The sequence below is a fragment of the Paenibacillus qinlingensis genome, from assembly GCF_031455095.1.
GTDB lineage: Bacteria > Bacillota > Bacilli > Paenibacillales > NBRC-103111 > Paenibacillus_E > Paenibacillus_E qinlingensis_A.
The window spans coordinates 964,304-988,958 of record NZ_JAVDSB010000001.1 but is presented as its reverse complement, the minus strand read 5'-3'; the positions used below and the strand labels follow the sequence as shown (position 1 = coordinate 988,958).

The 24,655-nt window shown below is 44.1% G+C and carries 24 protein-coding genes; 2 read left to right on the top strand and 22 right to left on the bottom strand.

Annotated elements, in window-relative coordinates; genetic code table 11:
* The first annotated feature begins 65 nt into the window (after positions 1-65).
* Positions 66-287 (top strand): hypothetical protein, encoded by a 222-nt coding sequence (locus J2736_RS04400; protein WP_310223904.1) that lies wholly within the window; start codon positions 66-68, stop codon positions 285-287.
* 64 nt (positions 288-351) lie between these two features.
* Here the strand turns inward: J2736_RS04400 and J2736_RS04395 are convergent, their stop codons facing one another.
* The 16 genes from J2736_RS04395 to J2736_RS04320 all read right to left on the bottom strand — a co-directional run bounded on the left by J2736_RS04395 (position 352) and on the right by J2736_RS04320 (position 18,378).
* Positions 352-1,965 (bottom strand): ABC-F family ATP-binding cassette domain-containing protein, encoded by a 1,614-nt coding sequence (locus tag J2736_RS04395; RefSeq protein ID WP_310223902.1) that lies wholly within the window; start codon positions 1,963-1,965, stop codon positions 352-354.
* Positions 1,966-2,013: 48 nt separating this feature from the next.
* Positions 2,014-3,969, bottom strand: a complete 1,956-nt coding sequence (locus tag J2736_RS04390; RefSeq protein ID WP_310223901.1) for an ABC-F family ATP-binding cassette domain-containing protein — start codon at positions 3,967-3,969, stop codon at positions 2,014-2,016.
* Entirely contained in the window at positions 3,966-5,015 is a 1,050-nt protein-coding gene (locus J2736_RS04385; protein ID WP_310223899.1) for a M42 family metallopeptidase, read from the bottom strand. The genes J2736_RS04390 and J2736_RS04385 overlap by 4 nt, the downstream gene beginning before the upstream one ends.
* Positions 5,016-5,167: 152 nt before the next feature.
* Positions 5,168-5,458 (bottom strand): Dabb family protein, encoded by a 291-nt coding sequence (locus J2736_RS04380; RefSeq protein ID WP_310223897.1) that lies wholly within the window; start codon positions 5,456-5,458, stop codon positions 5,168-5,170.
* Positions 5,459-5,491: 33 nt separating this feature from the next.
* Positions 5,492-7,048 (bottom strand): ABC-F family ATP-binding cassette domain-containing protein, encoded by a 1,557-nt coding sequence (locus tag J2736_RS04375; protein WP_310223895.1) that lies wholly within the window; start codon positions 7,046-7,048, stop codon positions 5,492-5,494.
* A gap of 105 nt (positions 7,049-7,153) precedes the next feature.
* Positions 7,154-8,653 (bottom strand): DUF6382 domain-containing protein, encoded by a 1,500-nt coding sequence (locus J2736_RS04370; RefSeq protein WP_310223893.1) that lies wholly within the window; start codon positions 8,651-8,653, stop codon positions 7,154-7,156.
* 14 nt (positions 8,654-8,667) lie between these two features.
* Complete coding sequence (locus tag J2736_RS04365; RefSeq protein ID WP_310225194.1) at positions 8,668-9,165, bottom strand: A24 family peptidase; 498 nt, start codon at positions 9,163-9,165, stop codon at positions 8,668-8,670.
* A gap of 68 nt (positions 9,166-9,233) precedes the next feature.
* Complete coding sequence (locus J2736_RS04360) at positions 9,234-9,908, bottom strand: TadE/TadG family type IV pilus assembly protein (RefSeq protein WP_310223891.1); 675 nt, start codon at positions 9,906-9,908, stop codon at positions 9,234-9,236.
* Positions 9,909-9,927: 19 nt separating this feature from the next.
* Positions 9,928-12,213 carry a hypothetical protein gene (locus tag J2736_RS04355; protein WP_310223889.1) on the bottom strand — a complete coding sequence of 762 codons (2,286 nt, stop codon included), beginning with the start codon at positions 12,211-12,213 and terminating at the stop codon, positions 9,928-9,930.
* 23 nt (positions 12,214-12,236) lie between these two features.
* A complete protein-coding gene (locus J2736_RS04350) occupies positions 12,237-13,307 on the bottom strand; it encodes a TadE/TadG family type IV pilus assembly protein (RefSeq protein WP_397340156.1) in 1,071 nt (356 codons plus the stop codon).
* On the bottom strand, positions 13,231-13,458 hold the full coding sequence (locus J2736_RS04345) for a Flp1 family type IVb pilin (RefSeq protein ID WP_310223885.1): 228 nt from the start codon (positions 13,456-13,458) through the stop codon (positions 13,231-13,233). Before J2736_RS04345 ends, J2736_RS04350 begins: the two co-directional genes overlap by 77 nt.
* A 15-nt stretch (positions 13,459-13,473) precedes the next feature.
* The gene (locus J2736_RS04340) at positions 13,474-14,337 is read right to left on the bottom strand and encodes a type II secretion protein F (RefSeq protein ID WP_310223883.1); all 864 of its coding nucleotides are present in this window, start codon (positions 14,335-14,337) and stop codon (positions 13,474-13,476) included.
* A 7-nt stretch (positions 14,338-14,344) separates the two neighbouring features.
* Complete coding sequence (locus J2736_RS04335; RefSeq protein ID WP_310223881.1) at positions 14,345-15,223, bottom strand: type II secretion system F family protein; 879 nt, start codon at positions 15,221-15,223, stop codon at positions 14,345-14,347.
* The gene (locus tag J2736_RS04330) at positions 15,220-16,482 is read right to left on the bottom strand and encodes a CpaF family protein (RefSeq protein WP_310223879.1); all 1,263 of its coding nucleotides are present in this window, start codon (positions 16,480-16,482) and stop codon (positions 15,220-15,222) included. Before J2736_RS04330 ends, J2736_RS04335 begins: the two co-directional genes overlap by 4 nt.
* On the bottom strand, positions 16,463-17,602 hold the full coding sequence (locus tag J2736_RS04325) for a P-loop NTPase family protein (protein ID WP_310223878.1): 1,140 nt from the start codon (positions 17,600-17,602) through the stop codon (positions 16,463-16,465). The genes J2736_RS04330 and J2736_RS04325 overlap by 20 nt, the downstream gene beginning before the upstream one ends.
* A 263-nt stretch (positions 17,603-17,865) precedes the next feature.
* Entirely contained in the window at positions 17,866-18,378 is a 513-nt protein-coding gene (locus tag J2736_RS04320) for an acyl-CoA thioesterase (protein ID WP_310223875.1), read from the bottom strand.
* Positions 18,379-18,509: 131 nt separating this feature from the next.
* On the opposite strand from J2736_RS04320, the gene J2736_RS04315 reads away from it, so the two are divergent.
* Positions 18,510-18,992: a TspO/MBR family protein gene (locus J2736_RS04315; RefSeq protein WP_310223873.1), complete on the top strand. Its 483-nt coding sequence runs from the start codon at positions 18,510-18,512 to the stop codon at positions 18,990-18,992.
* On the opposite strand, the gene J2736_RS04310 is transcribed toward J2736_RS04315, so the two are convergent.
* The 6 genes from J2736_RS04310 to J2736_RS04285 all read right to left on the bottom strand — a co-directional run bounded on the left by J2736_RS04310 (position 18,976) and on the right by J2736_RS04285 (position 24,597).
* Entirely contained in the window at positions 18,976-20,610 is a 1,635-nt protein-coding gene (locus J2736_RS04310; protein ID WP_310223871.1) for a serine/threonine protein kinase, read from the bottom strand. The genes J2736_RS04315 and J2736_RS04310 overlap by 17 nt on opposite strands.
* A gap of 92 nt (positions 20,611-20,702) precedes the next feature.
* On the bottom strand, positions 20,703-21,740 hold the full coding sequence (locus tag J2736_RS04305) for an SAM-dependent methyltransferase (RefSeq protein WP_310223869.1): 1,038 nt from the start codon (positions 21,738-21,740) through the stop codon (positions 20,703-20,705).
* A 54-nt stretch (positions 21,741-21,794) separates the two neighbouring features.
* On the bottom strand, positions 21,795-22,568 hold the full coding sequence (locus J2736_RS04300) for an ABC transporter ATP-binding protein (protein WP_310223868.1): 774 nt from the start codon (positions 22,566-22,568) through the stop codon (positions 21,795-21,797).
* A 20-nt stretch (positions 22,569-22,588) separates the two neighbouring features.
* Positions 22,589-22,939: a cyclic-phosphate processing receiver domain-containing protein gene (locus tag J2736_RS04295; protein WP_310223867.1), complete on the bottom strand. Its 351-nt coding sequence runs from the start codon at positions 22,937-22,939 to the stop codon at positions 22,589-22,591.
* A 4-nt stretch (positions 22,940-22,943) separates the two neighbouring features.
* Positions 22,944-23,777, bottom strand: coding sequence for a deoxyribonuclease IV (locus J2736_RS04290; protein ID WP_310223866.1), 834 nt, complete (start codon positions 23,775-23,777; stop codon positions 22,944-22,946).
* A 16-nt stretch (positions 23,778-23,793) separates the two neighbouring features.
* On the bottom strand, positions 23,794-24,597 hold the full coding sequence (locus J2736_RS04285; RefSeq protein ID WP_310223865.1) for an Fpg/Nei family DNA glycosylase: 804 nt from the start codon (positions 24,595-24,597) through the stop codon (positions 23,794-23,796).
* Positions 24,598-24,655 lie beyond the last annotated feature (58 nt).

The window sequence follows — 24,655 nt, the reverse complement described above, 5'->3', positions numbered from 1 at the left end:
ACCTTCTTTCATCTTTTCTTTGATTCGATTATACTATGGATATACCACGTAAAGAAGGTGTTCTTATGTCAGACAAGCCTCAAGATCAGCAAGCCGACCAGGTCGAGCAACAAGGTGTCAAAAAAGTAAGTTTAGCTGACGCGATCAAAGCCAAACTAGCTCAGAAGCAAGCGGATCAAGCCGCAGCGCGCGCTAACCCGAAAGCAGCAGGTAATGGGAATCAAACTGCGAAAAGCCAAATGACCAAAAAAGTAAATAATCAACGCCGTCGTACTGGCGGAAGCTAGACAACTTTGTGTAGCTAAAAGCGCCCTGAGAGTAACACTTCAGGGCGCTTTTCATTTTTACTCTTTATGCGTAATGAATTTCCTTTTGTTTTTTCACATCTTCGCTTTCCAAATACTCATCGTATGTCACCATTTTGTCGATGATACCCTTCGGTGTCAACTCCATAACGCGATTTGCAATCGTTTGAATGAACTGATGGTCATGCGAGACGAACAACATCGTACAGTCAGAATCAACAAGACCATTATTAAGTGCTGTGATGGATTCCAAATCCAAGTGGTTCGTTGGCTCATCAAGAATAAGCACGTTCGCACCGCTCAACATCATTTTGGAGAACATACAACGAACTTTTTCTCCTCCGGAAAGGACATTCGCTTTTTTAAGTGCTTCTTCACCAGAGAACAGCATTCGGCCTAAGAATCCACGAAGGAATGACTCATCCGGATCTTTGGAGTACTGACGTAACCAATCCACTAACGTGAGTTCGGAATTGAAGTAATCTTGGCTGTCTTTAGGGAAATACGCCTGTGAAGTCGTGATACCCCATGAGAACGTGCCACTATCTGCTTCCAATTCACCCATCAAAATTTTGAAAAGTGTCGTTTTGGCAATGCCATCTAGTCCCACGAAAGCAACTTTATCGCCTTTGTTAAGTGTGAACGAGACGTTGTTCAAAACTTTAACGCCATCAATGGTTTTCGTAAGGCCTTCAACAGCAAGCAATTGCTTACCAGCTTCACGCTCACCTTTGAAGTGAATGAACGGATATTTACGGGAGGACGGACGAATATCCTCAAGCGTAAGCTTCTCCAATTGCTTTTTACGGGAAGTCGCTTGCTTGGATTTGGACGCATTGGCACTAAAGCGCGCGATAAACGCTTCAAGTTCTTTACGTTTTTCTTCCGTTTTCTTATTCGCATCACGCTGCAAACGAAGTGCCAATTGACTGGACTCATACCACCAATCATAGTTACCGACATACATTTGGATTTTACCAAAGTCAATATCTGCGATATGCGTACACACTTGGTTCAAGAAGTGACGGTCATGTGATACCACGATTACAGTGCCTTCAAATCGGGACAAGAAGTGCTCCAGCCATTTAATGGACTCCATGTTCAAATGGTTGGTAGGCTCATCGAGTAAAAGAATGTTCGGGTTACCGAAAAGTGCTTGCGCTAAGAGCACGCGAACTTTCTCGTTACCATCTAAATCCTTCATTTTGGTGTCATGCAGGGATGTTGGGATGCCAAGACCGATTAGAAGCTCTGCTGCGTCGGATTCGGCTTGCCAGCCGTCAAGATCTTGGAATTCGCCTTCGAGCTCAGCGGCTCTCATACCATCTTCTTCAGAGAAATCCGCTTTTGCATACAAAGCATCTTTCTCTTCCATGATTTTATACAACCGGGAGTGCCCCATTACAACTGTTTTCAAAACTTCGATTTCATCAAATTCATAATGGTTCTGTTTCAGGACAGCCATACGCTCGCCTGGTGTGATACTGACTTCACCTGTGTTCGGCTCGATCTCACCGGAAAGAATTTTGAGGAATGTGGATTTACCTGCACCATTTGCTCCGATTAGGCCGTAGCAATTTCCTGGTGTGAATTTAATATTAGCGTCTTCGAATAGGGCTCTCTTGCCGTAACGAAGCGTCACGTTATTTACATTAATCATGTGTTGAGTGTACCTGCCTTTATAATATTTTTATTGTATATTCTTCTATCATAACTTATTTCGCTCTATTTCTTCTACTAACTCTGATAAATAAGTCCATCTTTCCATTGCAGCTTCAAGTTCTGCAGCGGTTTGTTGCTCTTGTTCATAGAGATCACGAGCGAGATCAAAGTTACTTCCTGAGTTTTCGATTTGCTTTTTCAAGCTGTCGACTTTGTCCTCCAAAGCAGCAATCGTGTTCTCGATTTCGTCCCATTCCTTCTGGTCTTTAAACGAAAGTTTCTTTGGACGATTCGCAGCTGGAGCTGCGTTTGCACTTGATGGCGCAGAAGCAGAACTGCCGCTAGCCGACTTCGCGCTCGCTTGGCGAATGACTTCTTTCCTCGCTTGCTCAGCCTCTTCTTGTTCTCGCTTATCTTCCAAATAATCGGAATACGTGCCGATAAAAGGCTCAATCCCGCCACTGCCATCGAATGCAAATAAATGGGTAACTGTTCGATCCAAGAAGTATCGATCATGGGAAACGGTAATAACAGCCCCTGAGAATTGATCTAGATAATCTTCCAGTATCGTCAAAGTTTGGATGTCCAAGTCATTCGTCGGCTCATCAAGCAGCAAAACGTTCGGTTCTCCCATTAGGGTGCGTAACAAATAAAGTCTGCGACGCTCTCCACCTGAAAGCTTGCCAATTGGCGACCATTGCAGGTTAGGAGAGAACATGAAGCGCTCTAGCATCTGCGCGGCCGAAATGGTTTCACCATCTGACGTGCGAATCTGCTCTGCAGCTTCTTTAATGTATTCGATCACACGCATTTTCTCGTCCATTTCGACATTCTCTTGCGTGTAGTACGCCAATTTCACCGTCGTACCTGTCTCAATCGTGCCGCTGTCGGGCTGAATGCGCCCGGCTAGCATATTGAGCAGCGTCGACTTACCGCTGCCGTTCGGACCAATGATGCCGAGACGGTCCTTCGGCATCACAATATAGCTGAAGCCGCTAAGCAGCTGCTTCCCGCTGTTGAAAGACTTGGAGATGTCGTCCAGCTCCATCACCTTTTTGCCAAGGCGGCTGCCAGCCAGCGCCATGTCTAGCTTGTCAGCGGGACCGTCCACCTTGCGGTCCCGTAATTCCTCGGCGCGGTTAATACGCGCCTTTTGTTTCGTCGTGCGCGCCTTCGCGCCGCGACGGAGCCAGGCCAGCTCGCGGCGGAGGAGATTCTGCCGCTTATCTTCACTAGCGGCTTCGGAATCCATCCGCTCCGCCTTTTTCTCGAGGAACCACTCGTAGTTCCCCTCATAGCTGTAGATCTTGCCCCGGTCCAGCTCCAGAATGCGGGTTGTGACCCGCTCTAGGAAGTACCGGTCATGGGTAACGAGCAGCAAGGCGCCGCGCCATTTGCTGAGGAATTCCTCGAGCCAAATGGCCGTCTCGTTATCAATATGGTTCGTCGGCTCATCTAGGATGAGCAGATCGGCGGGTTGAATGAGCACGCGCGCCATGGCAACGCGTTTGCGCTGACCGCCGGACAGCAGGCCGACGGGTTTGTCGAATTCGCTGATGCCGAGCTTCGTCAGCACGGTTTTGGCCAAGGTGCTGGCTTCCCAGGCACCTTGTTCATCCATGCGCGACTGGGCGCTGTAAAGTCGCGCTTGCTTTTTCTCATTGGAGGCGTCGAGCTCCAGTTCAGCAAGTGCCAGCTCATAGTCGCGAAGTGTCTTCATGAGCGGCGAATCGCCGTGGAATACTTGCTCAAGCACCGTGGAGTTCGGATCGAACTCTGGGTTTTGCGGCAAGTATTCCACGCGGAAATGGTTCGCGTGCACGAGCTTGCCGCGATCCGGTGTTTCCAGACCCGCCAGCATCTTCAGCAGCGTGGACTTGCCTGTGCCGTTCACGCCGATGAGGCCAATGCGCTGCTTCTCGTTCAGGGTGAACGAGATGTCATCGAAGAGCACCTTGTCGCCGTAAGTTTTGGTTATATCTACTGCACTTAGTATATTCATCCTTGTACCGGCTCCAAGATGTACGCGGCAAGAAGGGCTGCCGTGTTCACTACAGCATCCATATGCGTGCGCTCCATGCTATGTGACGCATGAACACCAGGTCCTATGAGCGCTGCGCGAATGTCGCGGCCGCCTCTTAACGCTGCTGATGCATCCGAGTTATAGCGCGGATAAATATCAACAGCATAGCCGATCTCGAGCTTCTCGGCATGCTCAATCATTTTCGACGTCATCGCGTAGTCGTAAGGACCAGAAGAATCCTTAGCGCAGATCGAAACATCGCGTTCACTGCCGCTCAAATCGTCCCCAAGCGCTCCCATATCAACCGCAATAAAATCAGTGATATCTGAAGGGATAAATGAGGAGCCATGACCGACTTCTTCATAGTTAGAGAAGAACAACTTGATGGTGTAGAATGGTTGAATCCCTTGTTCTTTCAATAGTTTGAGAAGACCAAACAAAGAAGCCACACTTGCTTTGTCATCCAGATGACGTGATTTGACATACCCATTTTCTTTCACCTGCACACGAGGATCAAATGAGATATAGTCACCAACACGGATGCCAAGTGCCTGCACATCTTTTTTGGAAGAGACAAGCTCATCAATACGAACTTCCATATTCGCTTCATCACGCTTGTACTCTCTCGCATCCTCATACACGTGAACTGAAGGTCTAGAAGTCAGAATCGTCCCATCGTACACTCGCTCATCTCGTGTGTGAATTTGAACATATTCATTCTCGATCGCGCCCATCATGAAGCCGCCAAGCGATGTAATTTTCAGCGTGCCATTCTCTTTAATAGAACGAACCATAGCACCGAGCGTATCCACATGCGCAGATATCCCAATAACGCGATCAGAACTCGCCCCGGGAATGGTAACAATGCCGCAGCCTTTATTCGTATAAGAAAGCTCGAAGCCAAGCTTACTCACTTCTAGCTCTACCTTTTGCATGATGTGATGTGTATAGCCTGTTGGACTAGGAGTCCGCAGCAGCATTTCAAGAACTTCCGTCATATAAGCTCTATTTAATTTGGACTTCAACTCGGATTCCTCCTTTTTTAGATGTAAGTATGTATTGCGCTAAACACACAAAAAACAGTGCAGCCTCAGAACATTTGCTAGCCCCTGACAACATCAGAAACGAGCCTCTTCTAAGGATACTACACTGTTCTCCTATGTTTTACAAACGTAGGTTAGCTTACAAAATCAACACAGATGGACGTTCCATCAAGAACTGTTTTCATGTGAGCTTTAACTTCTTCATGTAGAGGGTGAGTATCGTAAACCTTCAAATCATCTAGTGAATCAAATTTCGTAATCAGTGCGATATCGTAAGAACGCTCCAAATGCAGAATGTCTGTCCCAACCTCAATGTGTCGTAATACCGGGATTTTACCTTCCATATTCGTAAGAACGGCTTTGGTTACTTCCACGGCTTCAGGACTGCGATCTTTGAGCTTAAAAAACACAACATGCGTTAACATTGTTATCTCCTCCGATTCGATTATACGTAGTGGTTAATTCGTTACTTTGGCAGACCACTCTTCCACGTCCCACACACGTGTTACCCAACCTTCATAAAATTCAGGCTCATGGCAGACGAGAAGTACGGTACCCTTATACTCTTTCAAAGCCCTTTGAAGTTCTTCCTTGGCTACGACGTCCAAATGGTTCGTAGGCTCATCGAATAGCAACCAGTTGCTTTCTTGCATGAGCAGTTTGCACAGACGAACTTTCGCTTGCTCACCACCACTTAACATGCTCATCGCACGGGTGATATGCTCATTCTTAAGTCCAACTCGCGCAAGAGCTCCTCTGACTTCGTTCTGCGTCATGGAAGAGAATGAATTCCATACATCATCAATTGGTGTCATACTAGGCGCTTTGACTTCTTGTTCGAAGTACGCAGGACTTAAGTAATCGCCACGATACGTTTTACCGCTAAATGGCTCGATTTTCCCAAGTATCGTCTTCAACAGTGTGGATTTACCGACCCCATTGCAGCCGACGATCGCAATTTTCTCACCGCGTTCTATCGTCACATTCATTCTAGGAAGCAATGCACGATCATAACCAATTTCCAAATCTTGCGCCTCAAATACGATTCTACCACTTGAGCGCGATTCTTTGAATACGAACGTTGGCTTCATAGCTGTTTCTGGACGTTCTATACGGTCAATGCGATCTAACTGCTTCTCACGGCTCTTCGCACGCGTTGACGTTGAAGCCCGCGCTTTGTTGCGCGCGATGAAATCTTCTTGCTTTTTGATGTACTCCTGCTGTTTCTCATAAGCATCAATGTGCTGTGCCTTGTTCATTTCAGCCATATCTAGGAATTTTTCATAGTTTGCTGTATATCTTGTCAATTTGGAGAACTCCAAATGATAGACAACATTGACGACTTCATTCATAAATTCCGTATCATGTGAAATTAACATGAATGCATATGGGTAGTCCTTCAAGTACATTTTCAACCACTCAATGTGCTCAACATCCAAATAGTTGGTAGGCTCATCCAGCAGAAGGACAGTTGGTTTTTCTAATAATAACTTAGCTAGAAGAACTTTCGTTCTTTGTCCACCACTAAGCGATGTTACATCCCGGTCCAATCCAATTGCATTCAAGCCAAGGCCATTACCCATCTCTTCAATTTTCACATCGAGCAGATAGAAATCACCAATCTCCAAGCGCTCTTGAATCTCGCCCATTTCCTCCAGCAGAACCTCAAGTTCCTCTGGTGTGGCGTCTCCCATTTTGTCAGTTATCGCCATCATTCTTTTCTCTTCTTCATACAAAGGCAGGAACGCATCTCGCAAAATATCACGAATCGTTCTACCTGCTGCCAACACAGAATGCTGGTCCAAATAGCCATAGTGGACTCTTGGCGTCCATTCTACCTTGCCTGTATCTTTCAAAAGCTTGCCCGTTAATATATTCATCAACGTGGATTTCCCCACGCCATTCGCTCCTACGATACCAACACGTTCACCAGCTAGCAAGCGAAACGATACATTTTTGAACAATGTACGGTCACCAAAACTGTGGCTTAAATCTTCGATTGTTAAAAGACTCATATTGTAAAAACCAAACCCCTGTCTAGTTCTAAGATAATCACGTTTTTCCTCGCGACTTCTTATTATACCATTGCTCATGTCAGACAGGAAGTAGAACTATTTGTATTAGAGTCGAAATGTCAGTTCTTGACGAATAATTCGCACAATATCCCCATCTTTTAGCGGATATGCTTGATAGATGACCAGTGGTTGATCATTCAAGTACGTCCCATTCGTAGAGCCTGCATCTCGAAGGTGGTAACCTTGGCTCGTTTGAATAATTTCCGCATGGATTCTAGAAACACCAGCTACTTCCAACTCACAATTCACATGAATGCTAGTATCGCCTCTCCCTATAATAAAAAGATCCGTGTCAATGGGAACTATTTTACTAACACCTTCAGCTTCAAATTCCAACCGAGGACCGCTCTTGTGGGTAGATAATTTGCTTAATAAAACAGTTGCATTATGTTTGGGAGGATTAAGCATCGTGGTATGCATGGGGAGATTTTGATAGTAGGCCTGAATATCCATAGGCTCTGAAGCGGTCTCGAATGTAGCAGCTTCTTCATGAGGTATGGATGGAACTTGTGCCTTTTCACCTTTTGAAAAGACTGGAAAGCCGAATACTAGCAAAATGAATCCTACGTCGCCTAACAGTAAAGTTATGCCCGCTATGAGTTGAAATGTACTTGTGGAGGGTTCCGCGGCGTAATATTGCCAGAGGAAGGCTGTAGTAATGATGAGTACTGCAATGGCAATCCATTTTGCGCGTTGTTGTAGTGGAAGCCATGCAAATACAATAGAATTCTTACTTAAGGCGCTTTTTGTAGTAGGCATGATTGGCATTGCATTCTGACTTTTCGCTGGTAGTGAAGCTATATTGGGTATGGTAGGTTGTTTAGTCGAATATGTAATTGATTCAGGGATGGCATGCTCATTTGGAGTCATTTCATGCCGTTTCCAGTGTGCTTTAGGCAGCCCGGCTTCCACTTCTACTTTCGACAACTCATGTACATAGGATTCTATAGGTACGTTGGTACGAATTGGCTCGTCCATTAGCTTTAATAATAAATCTTTATAGGCCTGCATGCTTTTCAAATTGGACGTCATGGAGATCCAGGCATTGGCCTGATCCTGCTCTTCCTCTGAAATATGGGAAGCAAGCTTACACATCAACTTAGCTATCGAAGGAAATACATCCTCTTCAACGTGCTGTGTATCTATCGGTACATAGGTCAAATAAATATCCGACCAATCCTGGCCAATGAAAATAAAATTTTCCTTTAGCACATAATTGATTTCATACAGCATGTAGTTGTTACTTTCATCCAGTGTACTCACGATAGCGTACATGAGCTTTGCAAATTGATGCACGGAAAATGATTCAACTTTTAGGACATGCGTCAGCATGCGTTTTGAAGATAGTTTATATTGTAAACGAAGTTTAGCATCCACCTCCAGGATGTCAAGCGGAAGCAATCTAGGCACTTGGTTTGCTTCCAGCATGCGGATCTGCAAGTGGGATAACTCACTGATTGAAAGTCCTTCTTCTTTATAAAGCTCCATATAATGACCATGCCGATATACAAATTCGTAACAGAGTCCAAATACCTCTTCCGTCATTCGACCACCTCATTTCATAGCAAGGAATAGTACCAAGTGACAGCTACACTAGGTGCAACTGCGTACATAAATGGAAACTTGATGTTTTTCTGATGCTTCAGTTCGAATAATGTGTCTATTTGACGATAAGCACATATCGAGATGAGCCAGCCCCTTAGTTTCTCGCTTGTTGTTCTCATTTGCTTCTGAATGAGTAAGAGAATAAGTCCAATTATCCCGGCACATAAAATTGCGTACACGAGCGTTTGCATGACAAATGCAACCCCCATAAACGCCCCAATGGCTGCAAATAGCTTGACATCTCCCGCTCCCAAAGCGCCAATAACATAGAGGAAAAGCACGACAACAAGGCCTGTCCCAGAACCGAGGAATGCAAAAATCAGCCCTTCCCAACCTTCGTTCATTGTGTGGAGAACTATGCCGATCACAGTTCCGCACATGGTCAACTTATTGGGCAGTTTTGCTAGTCGAACATCAATAACAAAGGCAACTGTAATAAAAACTAGAAAAATGCCATGGATCAGTACTATGGTATTTCACTCCTCTTTCGAATTTCATCCATGCATTCGATGACAGCAGATTACATGGAAGACGAACCTACCCACGCGCGTTCAAAGGCCCTTTTCTTTAACACGATGGTATGGCTTATAAAAGGAATAGGCAGTTTATACGTGAGTTGAGCTTCCACGCCAAAGTAAGAATCCTCATTCTGCACCATACTTGGAACTGTCACAGCAGTGACTTTAAAGTTTTCTCTATGTAAGATGTTTGCATCACAAAATGCGAATACAATTGGGGTAAATGCAGCAAGGATACGCGGTTTTACCTGTGACTCAAACATGGCATTCAACTCATCTTCAGCCATTCCTTCACCAAGTTCCCTTTTTTCCTGTTCCCATTGAACAAGCGCTAGAACGTAATCAGGTATATAGGCTGCATATTGCTCTACAAAATTCTCGGTATTGACGATTTGGCTCCGTGCCGACTGCACTTGATCTACCACCGTATTTATCAAATTCGCAGCGGCGCTTTGATCGTATTTCGATTTCGCTTCCTGTACTAGCAGTTGGACTGGATATACTTGACCCGCAATCGATTTCGTCGCTTCAGAAACACCAGCTTGCAATGCCATTTCTGCTATGGCTATCTGAATGAAGAGAATCAGCCCAACTACAAAAGATAGGAACAAAGGCAATATAAGAGCTGCCTCTAGCACGATCCCCCCTTCTTGATCCTTGCACAATTTTCGAAGCAATCTCATTCCTCCCACGTTGTTAATAAGCTACAATTGCTGTCCGATTAAATTGACATTGTGTCCCAACGACTTTACAGCCTAGAAGATCTGATCCATTAAATAGCTTCATCATCTGTGGAATGAACCACAATCTAATTTCACTAGTGGCATTGGTCTGGATATAAGCTGCTGCTTGCGTAAGGTCTTTGCCTGTTTCTAATTCAATTAATGCTTGCATTCTCGCCATTAGCTTCGTATTATCGCTGTGCAGCATCAGAAATAAACGTAAGTAATCTTTGTACGTTAATTTTAAGATAGCTGCTGAAAGCTTAGAAGATAATTCAACTGACTCCCCCTTCACTAATGCGTTCATATCTGCAAATGCTTCTACTGCACCTTGCGCCGCTGCGACTAATAATACGAGTAAGGGCGAACCTACGTTGAGCAATTCTTTTTCAGGATCCAATAAATTTTCTACCGTTCGGATAGCAAGACGCAAAGAAAACATTTCTGCATAGGCAGATGAGATGTTCGCGGCGCACGAGGAGAATCCATATAAAAGATACTCAGCTTCTTGATTTGCTAATTGGTGAGAACCTGGATCAACCAATTCATTTGACAATTTTGCTTGACCACTTCGATCTTTCTCAAGTCCATAAGTACGATAGTTGAACTTTGTCAGGGCATATTCATTCACATACAACTCGTCCCGAAGCATTTCTGATGCTTGGGTAATCACTCCCAGAATATCCATTGCTCTTAAGCTCGTTGATTCCGCTTTATCCAAATCATAGGCAACATCGTTCCCGATCAATACATCTTGCGCATTAACTTGACGATATTTCTGATAGAAACCTTGTACATTCGCTGATTCAAGATTACTTGTATCACCCTGCAGTTTGTTATACAATGCCTCATCATTGGATTGTGATTGAATGAAGCTACAGCCGCCAATTGCTTGTTTGGCTTTATCCAAAACAGCTTGAATCTTATTTCTTTCCGTTTGTTTTTTCGCCTTTGTCCCATCGTTCGCATCCATTCTAGCTTTTTCGATTGAGCTTTTTTTACTGTAAAAATCATTGACTAATGTCCAATAAGCGTCATTCGCTGCATTTGCCTGATTCGTGTTCGCAGCCGTGTATAAAGCGATACTTTCAATTTTCAAATGAAATGCGGTAAATAAAGAAGCAATACTCGCCACCGAGATCTGATAGTCATAAAAATAGTTATCACCTATGAGTGAAACATGCTGAAATACATCATTCACACCTTGACTATCACTCGTAGTAGAAGTAGAAGAACCACCAATCGCCGTTAACTTTGCCCGAATATCGTCATTTTTTTGCTTAGCCAGTCTCAAAACAGGCTCTATACTCTGCTGAAGCTGCAAGATGTCTCTCTCATTTACTGCAACCTCTAACTTCGTGCTGACGATAAGAGCCGTGTACTGAATAATTAATTGTACGAGAGCTTCAAGGTCATTCAATTTCTGTGATAATGTACTATACTGTTGTTCAAGGTTGCTTCTAGCGGAGAGTGCAGCTTGAATACTTTGCGGACTCGCTGTCATCATTGAGCTCATCGAGAGATCCATATTATGTATCGCGTTCGAAAGTGATTGCAGTTGATCTTTCACTTGATTGATCTCGATTCTCAGTTCATCAATTGTATGGAGTCCAATGCGGTTTGCCATTGCATCTAAATCCGAAATCCTTTTCTGATAGTAAAGGTGAAAAGTAGTTATTCGAGCATACATCACTTCCGTACTGTGCCACGCTTCATCAAGTGCATCTTCCCGTTGCTCGATAAGTTTCTCAACTTCCGCCGCATTTTTCGCAAATTGTGAACCCATCTGAAATGGCGCTTTCACTCCGCTTTTTTGAAATTTATCTGCAATTTCCAGAGAGAATTCAATAGGACCTTTTAACTTCATATCTTCGAGAAGCTGACCCTCAAAAATGGCATGACTAGCGAGTGCATACACAGGAGTAACCCGCATGCCTCCGTCTACCGCTTTGGTGTCAATAAAATGAAAGGCATTGGCGGTAACGCCACTAGAAAGGTTTTTTGCAAAAACTTCGCTAAATAGCTGTTCAGAATTTTCCTGTGAAAGAACCATCCCATAGAGACCTCTCTTTTGAAGATCTGAATCGAAGGATGACATGACAGAACGGGACGCAGCCTGAACCGCAGATTCCGATTCTTTCTCAGCTGCTTTAATCCGGGCAAAATCAATTAACACGGCTTGAAATAAGAAAATCGGCACGATAATAAGTATTAAATATACCGATACTGCGCCATTTTCAGCATATAGAAATCTTCTCAAGGCCTCCTCCTCTCTCGCTCTTCTTAATTGTGAATCACAACAACGATCCCCTTGCGTTCGAGCTCTTTTCGAAAAGCATCAGTTGGCATCCCTTTACCGGTGGCATCTTTTTTGAAAAAGTGCCATACGACACCTTTCACGGTTGGATCTTGCTGGAGCAGTTCAACATCCTTCGGCAGCTGTTCCGTACGCAGCTGAGCTTCCGTTAAACTATAGAAGGCTTGATGAGCAATGCCGCGAGCATCTAGCGCGTCTATCAGTCTACTTTTCCCCGAGGCGGTTGTTCGAACAACTTCTTTGCCTCCCACAAGAGATCGTAAATAGGTAGAGGCTTGTCTCTCAGACTGAATAGTAACTTTCGGACCTGATAAATTACTGTTCTCTGGCTCAACAAGAGCTGCCTTTGCTTTCTCTGGAGATATTCGGCCTGCCAATGTAGGTACATAAGTGCGGGTTAGATCTGTCATACGAATTAGTTCGACGGAATCGACGACATGGGCAATTGCTTTCCCACTTGTCGTATGTGTTTGCAACCATTTTCGCATTATCGAAGGCATTAAAAAAGACTTGTTTACATCCACCTCAACCTGGTGATCGAGTACATAATTCCTGTAACTTGCCGTTCCAGTAACGCCATTGGGGAGTAAACCTGAGGCTCTTGCCAGCTTTCGTTCCACAAGGCCATCACCTTGATGTGTTGGCAGTGCTATACTCACGCCCGCGCTCCCGTTCAGAAAGCCAAACAAATCAGTCACGTGATCCTGTGTCAAACGCCAATATAAACCATCGGTTTCCTGTGGATTAAAACTTCCCGGATTCAGATTTTTATGGCTATTCGTCCAAGTGAAGGCAAGCCGTTCCGCCGCTGTACGTGCTAGCTGTTTGATATACACATGTTGGTACGCATATAATCCAACAAATAAGAGAGACACTGTACAAATCAAAATCATCGGAAACACCAGGGAGGCTTCTAACGTGAAGCTTCCCTGTTCGTTTCTCGTAAAACCGAGTAACCGCTTATGGCGCACAGCTCGTTGTGGGGCTAGGCGCACACGGTGCAACGGCGCTATTATCCTTGAGATCTGTGTTTGCATCGCCAATCAGTTTTTGAAACCACGAAACGATCCACTTTCTAAAAATAATAGCAATCGCGACAAGTACAGCAACAATCAATAATATCTCCAAAGTACCTAGACCATCTTCTTCTTTCCATACTCGCTTGAAGCATTCAATTACAGTCTTCATATCCACATTTCTCCTTTATTGTTTCATCATTAGCAGCGCAGGTGCGGCGACGATCACCATAACCACCACAAAAATAAGTACCATTGGAAATACCATCTTGGAAGATGCTTCCTCACCTAAGGTTCGAGATACCGTTTTCCTCCGCTGCCACAATTCGAGAGACAGCGATTGCAGCGCGACAGCGAAATCATTTCCACCCCTTTTATAATTCAGCCCAAGTGTTGATGTGAATAATGAGACTTCATGTAAGGCACATCGTTTACTGAAATCCTCTAGCACTTTGGTGAACGAGATGTTCATTTCAAGCTCATGTACGGCGACAAGCAGCTCTTTGAAAAGCGGTGAATCCGCTAAATGAGGTTTCGCCTGCACGCAACGTATCCACGCACGATTCACCGTTTCACCAGCATTGACCAACAGGACAATCGTGCTCAAAAATTCAGGCAGCGCTAGTATCATTTGCTGCTGTTTTTTTCGTATTTTCGTATCCAAATCACGGACCATCAGCATCGGTGTCACACAAGCAGCAATTACACCACAAACGAATAATGAGCTATCTTCACCCGCAAGAATGGCGAGCAAGGTAACCATACATAAACACAAGCTCCCTGCCGAAATGAGCTCCGCCAAGAACCATTTACTGCCTTGTGACGACAAGCTTCTCCCGTATAAGGTCATACATTTATGATGGATTTTCGATGTGAATTCTGGCATTTTCTCCAATAATTGAAATTTATCAATCAAGTAGTAGCTAATAGGCAGGAGTAACTTCAGTCGAAATGGATAAGCATAGGTTTGAAGTTGTACACCATATTTCCGCCAACCGAGCATATATAAGGTCATACCCATGACAATTTGAATGATTCCTAAGATCCACATCCACATGCTACACCTTGATATCCATAATTTTTTGAGTAAGAGCATAACAAGCTCCAAGTAAGAACAAGCACACTGTCATAATGAGAATTCCACTCCCTTTATACAACGGTTCCATGTAATCTGGAGAAGAAAAGGCCAATACAGCAACAATCGCAATGGGAGCAATTACCAGCACTCTAGATTCAAAACGTTTTTGTGCAATCATGACGGAAATTTCTTGTGTAATTTCTAATTTTTCAGTAATAACTGTGGCTGTTCGCTTCATGACTTCTACCAGATTACCACCTGCTCGTTTGCAGGTCAGAAAGACATCCGTAAAGCTCTGTACATCCTCCAAATGGCTGCGATCAGCAAAATGCTTCAAGGCAGACTCGATGGGCTCGCCATTGTCAACTTTACGGCAGATCAGACCGAACTCAACAACAATTAGACATGCTGGATCGGGATACAAAAGTTTAAGATCCTCCCAAGCCTCACGGAATGCAGTCTCAATCGATTTTCCAACCGTCATCGAAGAGGAAAGGCAACTAAGCGCTTGCTTAAATTGTACATACAGCATATGTTTGCGTTTGTGAATCAACTGTTGCCGACGAATCTTTGGAAATAGGAAACCAGTTGCCGAAAAGGCGAGGGATAACATGACATTTTGGTAAAAAATATATCCAATTACGAATGCTGGCACCGCAAGCAATAGAACGGCATAAGCTTGCTCTTTGGACGATAAGTCATAGTGGTTGTAATCAATGAAGGGAACTAGTGCTGATGCTTTGTGATCGAGGGAGGGTTCAATGAGTTGTTTAGTTCGCGTAGTTTTCCGGCGTTCTATGTATAGCAGAAGCAGCCAACTGCCACCGCCTGCAATGAGAAGTAATAACCACATCATCATGATGCTTCACACGAAATAACGGTTGGTATAAACCAATCTGGCAGCGACTTGCCAGCCATTCTGATTTTATTTAAGTTACAAAGTGTTTGCCCTGTATAACGCAGTGAACCCATGATTGTGCCTTCTGGCGTTTCTCCGTTCTCTTCGAATAAAAAGAGTGGCTGAAGCTTCACTTCACCGTCCATAACTCCAATGACTTGATGAATTTCTGTGACTTTACGGGATCGATCACGCATCCTTGAAATATGGATAATAACGTCTAAAGCAGAGGCAATTTGTTTCCTAATTACTTCGATAGGCAGTGGAGCTGCACTTAAGACCATCGTTTCCAGCCTGCTTAGCATATCCGAGGAGGTATTGGCGTGACCGGTACTCAAACTTCCATCATGCCCCGTATTCATTGCTGCGAGCATATCTAGTGCTTCTGCACCCCGCACCTCCCCGACGATGATCCGATTGGGACGCATTCTCAGCGAAGAACGGATCAGCTCTCTCATAGTGATCGCTCCTTTCCCTTCCGTATTGGCATTCCTAGTTTCAAGTCGAACGAGATTAGGCACAGATTGGATCTGAAGCTCTGCTGAATCTTCGATCGTAATTACCCGTTCATGCTCGGGAATCCAAGCACTCAATGCATTGAGAAACGTTGTTTTGCCTGACCCTGTCCCCCCGCCAACAAATAGATTAAAACCCGCTTCAACCATAATGCGCAGCAGGTCTGCCGCTTCCTCTGAAATACTTCCCATCTTAATCAAATCTGACATGTCCATTGGTTTCGCTGGAAACTTTCGAATTGTTAAGGTGGGACCACTGAGTGAAGCTGGAGGAAGTACGATATTGACCCGTGAACCGTCTTTTAGACGAGCGTCTACGATCGGGGTAGATTGATTTACGATTCGATTCACTTTTGAAACAATCATCTGGATGAGATCTTCCAGTTTCTCCTCACTTTCCAATTCAAGAGGATAACGTTCCACGGTACCCATTCGTTCAAAGAAAATGCAAGTGTGACCATTGACCATAATCTCTGTCACAGTTGGATCATCTAACAGTGGCTGGAGGATGTCGAGTCCACGAAAGCTGTCGAATATTCGCTTGACGCCTGCCTGAATTTCACTCGAAGTCCATCCTTGGCCAGTCGCAATACGAAAGATGGACTCTTCAATGTGACCTTGTAACTGCGCATCGCTAACTTCATTAGACAGATCGAGGTTTTCTTTTATCTCCCGCTTTAACTCATTAAACAGCTGTTGATTCAACGAAGGAACCAGCTCCTTCGATCAGATTCGGGGTTGAAGGATTCCTTGGCAGAACATTCGCCAGCATCTCATACACCTGCTCAGAAAAAAGCTCAGAATGCCAGATTTGTTCTGGACGATTGATTACCTTCCACTCCGGAATATACGGAAGTCTGTAACTCATTTCTTTTCCAAGAAAATCGTATGAATTGGTTTGACTGCCCCTGTAACACGCCATAACAAAATGAATGGGCTGGAAATGCCTCATTTGTGCATATAACGACTCTGTTTTGAAAGCATCGTTACAGTCATCTTTGACAAGCCATATAATTTCGTCACTCATCTCCAAACTTGTCACAATACGAGGATGTACGGATGATTCCAGATCAATGATGAGCGTATCATACACCGATAGCTCGACAATGGAAGTGATGAGCTGACGAACAATATCCCCACTCATTTCGTGCATTTCCCTCATTTGCTCTTTCGGTATCAAATAATCAAAGCGCAGCTTGGTATCATGTGATTTCAGCAAAGCTAGTTTAGATTTGAACTGCTCTGGTGAGCTCTTCAAATAATACAACAATTGCGATAATCCTACGGATTCTCCCTGTAACCACTGTGAAGCAGCGCTTATCGTCTCCAAGCTCAAATAGAAAACACGTTCCCCGCGAAATGCCAATTGCTTGGCCAAATGAACGGCGGTAACCGATTTGCCGGAATACCCGCTGCTGCTGTAGAGTGAAATTACACGCGTCCTGTTTACACCAGTTGAATGACGATAATCGAACTGAATGCCCTCCGCAAATAAGGCTTGAATACGCGATATGAGTTGATATAGAGGTTGAAATCGAAATAAGAACGGAAGCACTTTCCCTGCTCCATTTGAATTCATGATATTCGCGCTCAAAAACATCTTGTATAAAGGCGTTCGATGATGCTGCAATAGTGGGTAATAAGTTTCTGAGAGGAGTAAGACACCTGTAAGATTGGGCTTATACAGCTCTTGCAGCAACACATCTGGATGTGTAAAAAGCTTTACTTGCAGCTGCGTAGCAGCATCCGTAGATCGAATAAATAAGACTAATCGTTCCGCATAAGACGTGTCGTCATCTAAGACATATAGTTGCAGTTTGTTCACTTAAGCATCTCCTTTTTCTTAAATGAAATTATCCCGAAAGCTTGGCATACACACCACTTCCAATGAGAACACAACTCATAATGGCAAGAACAATAGCCACACGCGTGGTCGTTTCGGCTTTCATTAAGTTCCTCCTTCCCATTTCGGAACAACAAAAAAGCACGCGCCGATGAGAGAGATTAACTCCATCATCAGCGGTGCTTCCGCTTGTCCGATATTCAATTACCCAAATTGTACCACATTTCCCTAATAAATCAATCCCTTTATTCCCAGGGATACTTCATCGTGAAAAAGCTCGCCAGCTTTTTACTTTCCACGCGGCGAATCCTTCTCATTTCCGCACGATGAGGTGCGGATTCATGCAGCTTTTTCTCCTCTTCTGTCTCTGGAATAACATCAGGCACCTCCACAGGCACCTTATTTTCATCTAAGGCTACAAAAGTCAAAAAGGAAGTTGCAGCTATTTTTCTCGCACCCGATTTTAAATCTTCAGTTACGACCTTTACGAAAACTTCCATGGAGCTTTTGCCTGTCCAAGTTACGAATGACTCTAAACAGACAGAATCTGACGTATGAATTGGGTATAAAAAGTCAACTGAATCCGTTGATGCGGTAACGACCGATCTGCGACAATGTTTATGTGCAGCAATAGAAGCAATGTCATCAATGTAGGACATCAGCTTACCACCAAATAGCGTATTATGATTGTTCACGTCTGTCGGAAAAATGCGTGATGTTTTAAAACATCTGGATTCTCTCGAATATCTCTGTTCCATGACTGTTCCCCCTCATTTCCTCTACAAAATATGACTCATCATACCACACTTTTGATTGGATTTGGTTATAACTATTCCTTATTGTGGAATATATTAAAACAAGCTATACAATTCACAGGAGGTGCTTCCATGTGTTTACGTTTATCATCGTTTTCTTAATTACTTATGCTCTTTTCTCAATTTCAGGCGTACTTTTCCCAACAGATCTCGCTTACTACGCTACGCTGAAAAAACCAAGTTGGAACCCCCCAGCCAAGTTGTTTGGAATCGTTTGGGCCGTTATTTACGCACTCATCTCAGCCTCAGTTGCCATCGTCTACATCTCAACAGACGGGTTTCAGCAGGCTTCCACTAGTTATGTGTTGATATTGCTTATCAATTATGTAGCTAATCAAGCTTTTACCTTTTTCGAATTCAAATTAAAAAATGTACGTCTAGCTTTTCTGGACACAGTGTTAGTCGCAATCACAACGTTTATGTTAATTTATGCAACTATTCCTTATTCCAAACTGGCAGCTTGGTTATTAGTCCCCTATTTATTGTGGTCATGCTTCGCTACCCTACTGGCCTGGACAATTTATCAACTGAATAAAAAACCTAACCTAGCTTATTAAATTTAGAAAATAAAGATTTCCTTCGGGGTCGATCCAACGATTTGAGACTTACTTTTGGGAGCATTTCACGTAGAATTGGCCCCAGCGCTTCGGAAAAAGTAGGCAAATAAGCAGGTGAATCCTGAATACACTCCCCTTTCCAAATCGCGTTCAGCACATCGTCTCTAGGAATTTCTGGCATTGTACACAACGGAACCGCTGGTAAAGAACCTTCCCATTCTTTGCGGAATTGCGTAGGAATATTTCCTCTAGCGATATAATGCACAGGTATACCACGCTTCTGATACGATTCAAAAAGATTGATAAATTTACGTGAGCTTGGTCGTGTACATTTGCCCGGCGAAGCATCGATCATGACAATAATCGAATCCGCACAATTGCAAAGCTCCTTAACAGCAGGGTGCTCCCACTGAGTCGATACGTCCCATAGGACGATCGGCTTTTTGATCATGTGCAGCAACTTAAATGAATCTGTCGATTGCCAATTGGCTGTCATACCATCAGGGTCTGTGGGTACCCATGTGGTAAAACCATTTGTCCAAACCGTTGAAGTATGCATAAGTGTTGGGTCTTGTAGGAGCTGTGAGGGGAATTTATACGTATCAGGGGCGTGCCGATCACCGTAGAGCAGCATGTATAAATCAGGATCAATCGTGGGTTGTTCGACTAACGCATTGGGAATTTGCAGCGCATGCAAGATCCTCGCTAACGTGACTGCAGTAAATGTTGCACCGATACCTGCAAAGAGTCCGCCTACGACGATTAATTGGTCTGTAAATTTTATGGGAGACGTGTGTTTCTGTTTCGAGTTGGAAGAAGGCTCATCGGGGTACATAGAACGAAGTCTATGTCTGACTTCCATCGCAGTTTGGCAGCGGTTCTGGGGCTGATCTTGCAGAAGTAGATGAACCGTTGTAAGTAAATCTTCAGGAATCCCTGATTTCAGCTGTCCCAAAGGCTTGGGAGTGAGATACGCGTAGTGGCCGCCAGATAGTAAGTAATACAGTAAGGATCCCAGCGTGTATAGATCGCTACGTGCATCCGTTTGTTGACCTAAATATTGTTCAGGAGCTGCGAATCCAATGGTTCCCATTTGCATGGTATCCGATGCTTGCCCTTGCTTAAATTGCCTGGCTACGCCGAAATCGATTAATCGCACTTGGTTATGTTCATTGAGCATCACATTGGAAGGTTTGAGATCGCGGTAAATAATCGGTCGAGGCTGAAAGGTGTGTAAATAGTGGAAAATATCAATGAGTTGAAAAGCAATTTGGACAATTTGTGTGATTGGCATCTCACGATGATGCTGTTCGAATAAATCTTGTAACGTGGGGCCTTCGATGTAATCCATCACCAGATACCCTTTTTTCTCTTCCGTGATAAAATAGTCCACTAATTGAGGCAGCTGCGCATGTCCAAGTTTGGCGAGCATTTCTGCTTCTTCCAAAAATGTGTTCGTATCTGTATCTGAAAATAGGATTTCCTTTACAGCCCAGCGCTTTCCTCTTAGTTTCTCATCCTCGGCTAGATACACTTGACTCATACCCCCTTGACCAAGCAGAGAGATAAGTCGGTATCTTCCTCCAATCAGCATGCCCTGCCACTGCGGTGTGTGCATATCGATAACTAAAAACCCCCTCTTGTAAGCAAGCCATAATGCACTTGATTATAAGGGAGGGTGGTTAGAAAATCCAGTTAATCTTCCAAATTTTATATCTTTTGTAAATAAAGAGTTAGTTCTTCCCGATTATGAAATAGCTGCTTCGCTTTTAAGAGGAATAGGGAGTCCTCAAAAATCCGTAAGATATCACGCACGGTTTGGAACGGTTTTTTGTGCATGAGTTTCACTGTAATGATCGCGGTACCTCCACTTTTTAAAGAAAAAAGCAGATCCGCCACGAGACGTCCCATTTGCCGCGGGTCCCAACTCATGTCACACACAAGTAAATCAAACTCATTTTCGCGAAGCTTCACATCTCCGGCATTTTTCTTTAAGAACGTCAACAGCGGATTACCGAGAAGTCTAGGATTCATGGCCGCTGGATCGATAGCTGTTACTTTCAAGCCACGTTCTAGCAGCAATGACGTCCATCCACCGGGAGCAGCTCCAATATCAATCGCTTTGCGTGCTACGCTAAAATCAATACCAAACCGCTTTTCTGCTTCCAAAAGTTTAAACTTTGCCCGTGAAATCTGATCCTCTTCCTTCATGAAGCGAATTGCGCCACCTGACCAGTCCGACAAGTTTTCTGCCGGTTTGGAAATACCGATGAACAACTTCTTTGCGCTGATATAAACCGAAATAATGTGGTCCGCATACCGAACTACGGGGTCAGCTCCACACTCCGCTGTAAGAATTTCATCGATCGCAGCTTTAATAGCAAAAGGAGCATACGGCACATCGGCCCGCTCTTCTTTGCGAATTTGCGTAGCTATTTTCTCACCAAAAACAAAAAGTCCAGAGGCATAGGCTTCACGAACCCAAGCCTTTACATGCGCAATATCCGCATCCGTACGGGAAAGCTCCCATTCTTGATGAACAGGCTGCACATGACGTAGAAAAATAGGTTCTTGATCTTGCAGCGCTGGAATCACTTGATTGGCATCATCAGGAACTTGGAAATAAAATACCTCTGTTGGTATCAACAAAGTAAATTTGGTCAATGGAAACAACTTGCGAATTTCGTCTTGTGCATATTGCGCAAATCCATGATTCGAGGTTCCTATATAGGTCGTTAATTGTGTCATAGCCGCATCCTTAATGTAATTTACGTTCTTGCTTTCAGTGCTTATCTGCCTTGCTTATTTACCACCAATTACTTTAATCCACGGACGATCTTGGTACCATTCCAATGAAATATCGATTGCGAACGCTTGACGAATGTTCTCTGGTGTTAATACTTCTTCTTTGCGTCCTGCAGCAATCAATTTACCTTGTTCGATAATGGCGACATGCGTAAATAAAGGAACGATTTCCTCGATGTGGTGCGTTACATAAACAACAGTAATGTCTTGTTTACTTAAATCGTTGATGTCCGCTAAGAGGAGCTCTCTCTCGTACAAATCCAATCCAGCAGCTGGCTCGTCCATAATAAGAATATCTGGCTGCATCATCAGGGATCTGGCAAGCATGACCTTCTTCCGCTCACCTTGCGAGAGCGTGCCCAGTGGTTGGCCAGCGAGATGTGGAAGTCGCACACGTTCCAGCATAGCAAATGCGCGATCTTTCACTTCTTGTGGAATCTCTTCATAGAAGCGGAGATACGCATACTCACCCGTCGCTACAACCTCGATGACTAAGTCATTTAGGTTCAATTTTTCAAATAACGATTGGGAAATATAACCAATTTTCTTGCGTACTTCACGAACGTCGCATTGACCATAGCGATTGCCAAGCACATCAACTGTGCCTCTCGTTGGAAATTCATAGCCATTCATCATCTCTAGCAGCGTTGTTTTACCTGAACCATTACGGCCCAGCAATACCCAGTGTTCACCGGATTCGATATGTACATTCACATCATCTAAAATATGGCGTTCGCCACGAATAAAATGTATCCCTGATAAATGAATCATAAGTTCGGTTTCCTTTCAGATTACGGTTTTCTTGGTTTACTTTGAGCAACTTGTAACAGTAATTCATCCGGCGTGCGATGTGCGAATAATCCCATGTCCTCTGGCTTAGCAGCATACAGCATTTGATACATCTGTGTACATGCGGAAGGGCTGGACGTATGAATATAAATCGTCTTGGGAAACTTACGTCCACTAATCAACCAATGAACGACATCCATGCCTGTCTGTTTCGACATCCAACCCAAGTCATGATCCAGCGATAAAATATCAACTTCATATTCTTCGAGTAAAGTGATACATTCTACGGCATCTTTGGCTAAAACAAATCCTTGAGGACAAGGACGCGAATCATCTAAGTATACATGAATCATCCACTCATTTCCTTTCCAGCAACGAATTTACGAACGAAATTTCTTGCCGGTGCGTGCCATCTGGTCCGCTAGATGTTTCCAAAACCACAGGAATCCCCTGCAAATAAGGGGAAGCTAACATTGTTTGAAAACTCGCTACTCCGATATGACCTGCCCCGATATTCGCATGCCGATCACGGCGTGATCCGTAAGAGTAGACAGAATCGTTCAGATGAACCGCTTTTAAATGTGGCAGATAATCTAGCTTTGTCCCTTTCGATTCCAACTCACGCCAATCTGTTCCTTGCCATAAACGACTCGCAAATGCGTGACAAGTATCGAGACAAAAACCGATTTTCTCAGGATGATTACACAGCAACCGTACCTGTACCATTTCTTCCATGGTCAGACCTAACTGAGCCCCTTCTCCTGCTTGATTTTCAAGCAAAATGAAAGAAGCACCCGTGTAGTCCTCCGTAGCGCTATTCAAACATTGTATAATATTTTTGTAACCTTGTAACGGGTCTTTTCCTGCATATTTTCCAAAATGTACCACAAGCCCGACTGAACCACAGGCATTCACAATGTCCAAACCATTCTTCAGTAGCTTAACCATGACTTCACGTTCAGGTTCATCCACTGCAGGATTCAAGGCATAAGGCGCATGACCAATAGAAACAATGCCTTGCTCTTTGCATAGCACTGAACAAGCGCTTGTGTCTTTGGCGTTGACTGCTTTCGTTACAAGACTTCGAGGATTCATAGGGAAATATTGAAAAGCAGTTGCTCCAATTGAGATAGCAGTCTTGGCTGCGTTCAGATAACTGCCTCGGGTACTTACATGTGCACCAACATACATGGTTCTATCCTACCTTTCACACTTGGCAATGGGCACAATAGAAGCATTTCCGACTTGATACTTCCGTATGAACCACGGGATGACCACAACGCGGACAAGGCTCATTCCCCCGATCATAAACACGACATCTTGGATTGTACTGACCCGTCAACCGATCCCCAACGAATAATGGTTCCTCCATGTAGCCACCGAATTGAATCGCTTCTCGAAGCAACGCTTGCATCGCTTGATAGAGCATCATTTGCTCATTCTCGGAGAGCGAAGGTACTTTACGCAAGGGCAAAATCCTCGCTTCAAAACAAATTTCATCTGAGTAACAATTCCCAATGCCAGATAAAAAACTTTGATCTACGAGGGACACTTTTAGATTGCCTTTTTTCGAGCGTAACACACGACGAAATTGAATCAAGTCCAATCCAAGTGGTTCAGGCCCTAGCTTTTGCAATATCTTTTCAACTTCCGTTGACGTGTGATAGTGTAAATACCCTAATCGTAGTCCAATAAAAGATAAATGATGTTCACCAAAGTGGATCTCTACCTGAACAGTTCTGTCGGGCTTTTCTTCCTGCGTGCCGTAAAATATCCAGCCACCAAGCATAAGGTGCAACACTAATACGTCTCCAGTAGCCAGGTGAAAAAGCAAATGCTTCGCCCTGCGCTCAATCCGTGAAATTCGGTTACCCGTAAGCTTTCTAATAAACTCATCCGGGTCTATATTTAATGATTTGGACCGTGTTACTTCGGCTCCCGTAATCGGTACACCTAGTATTAATCTCGACAATTGCTGACGATACGTCTCCATTTCCGGAAGCTCGGGCACGACGCTCACTCCTTGCCGTTTTTATACCTTGTATATCCAAATGGCGGCTCGTGTAAAC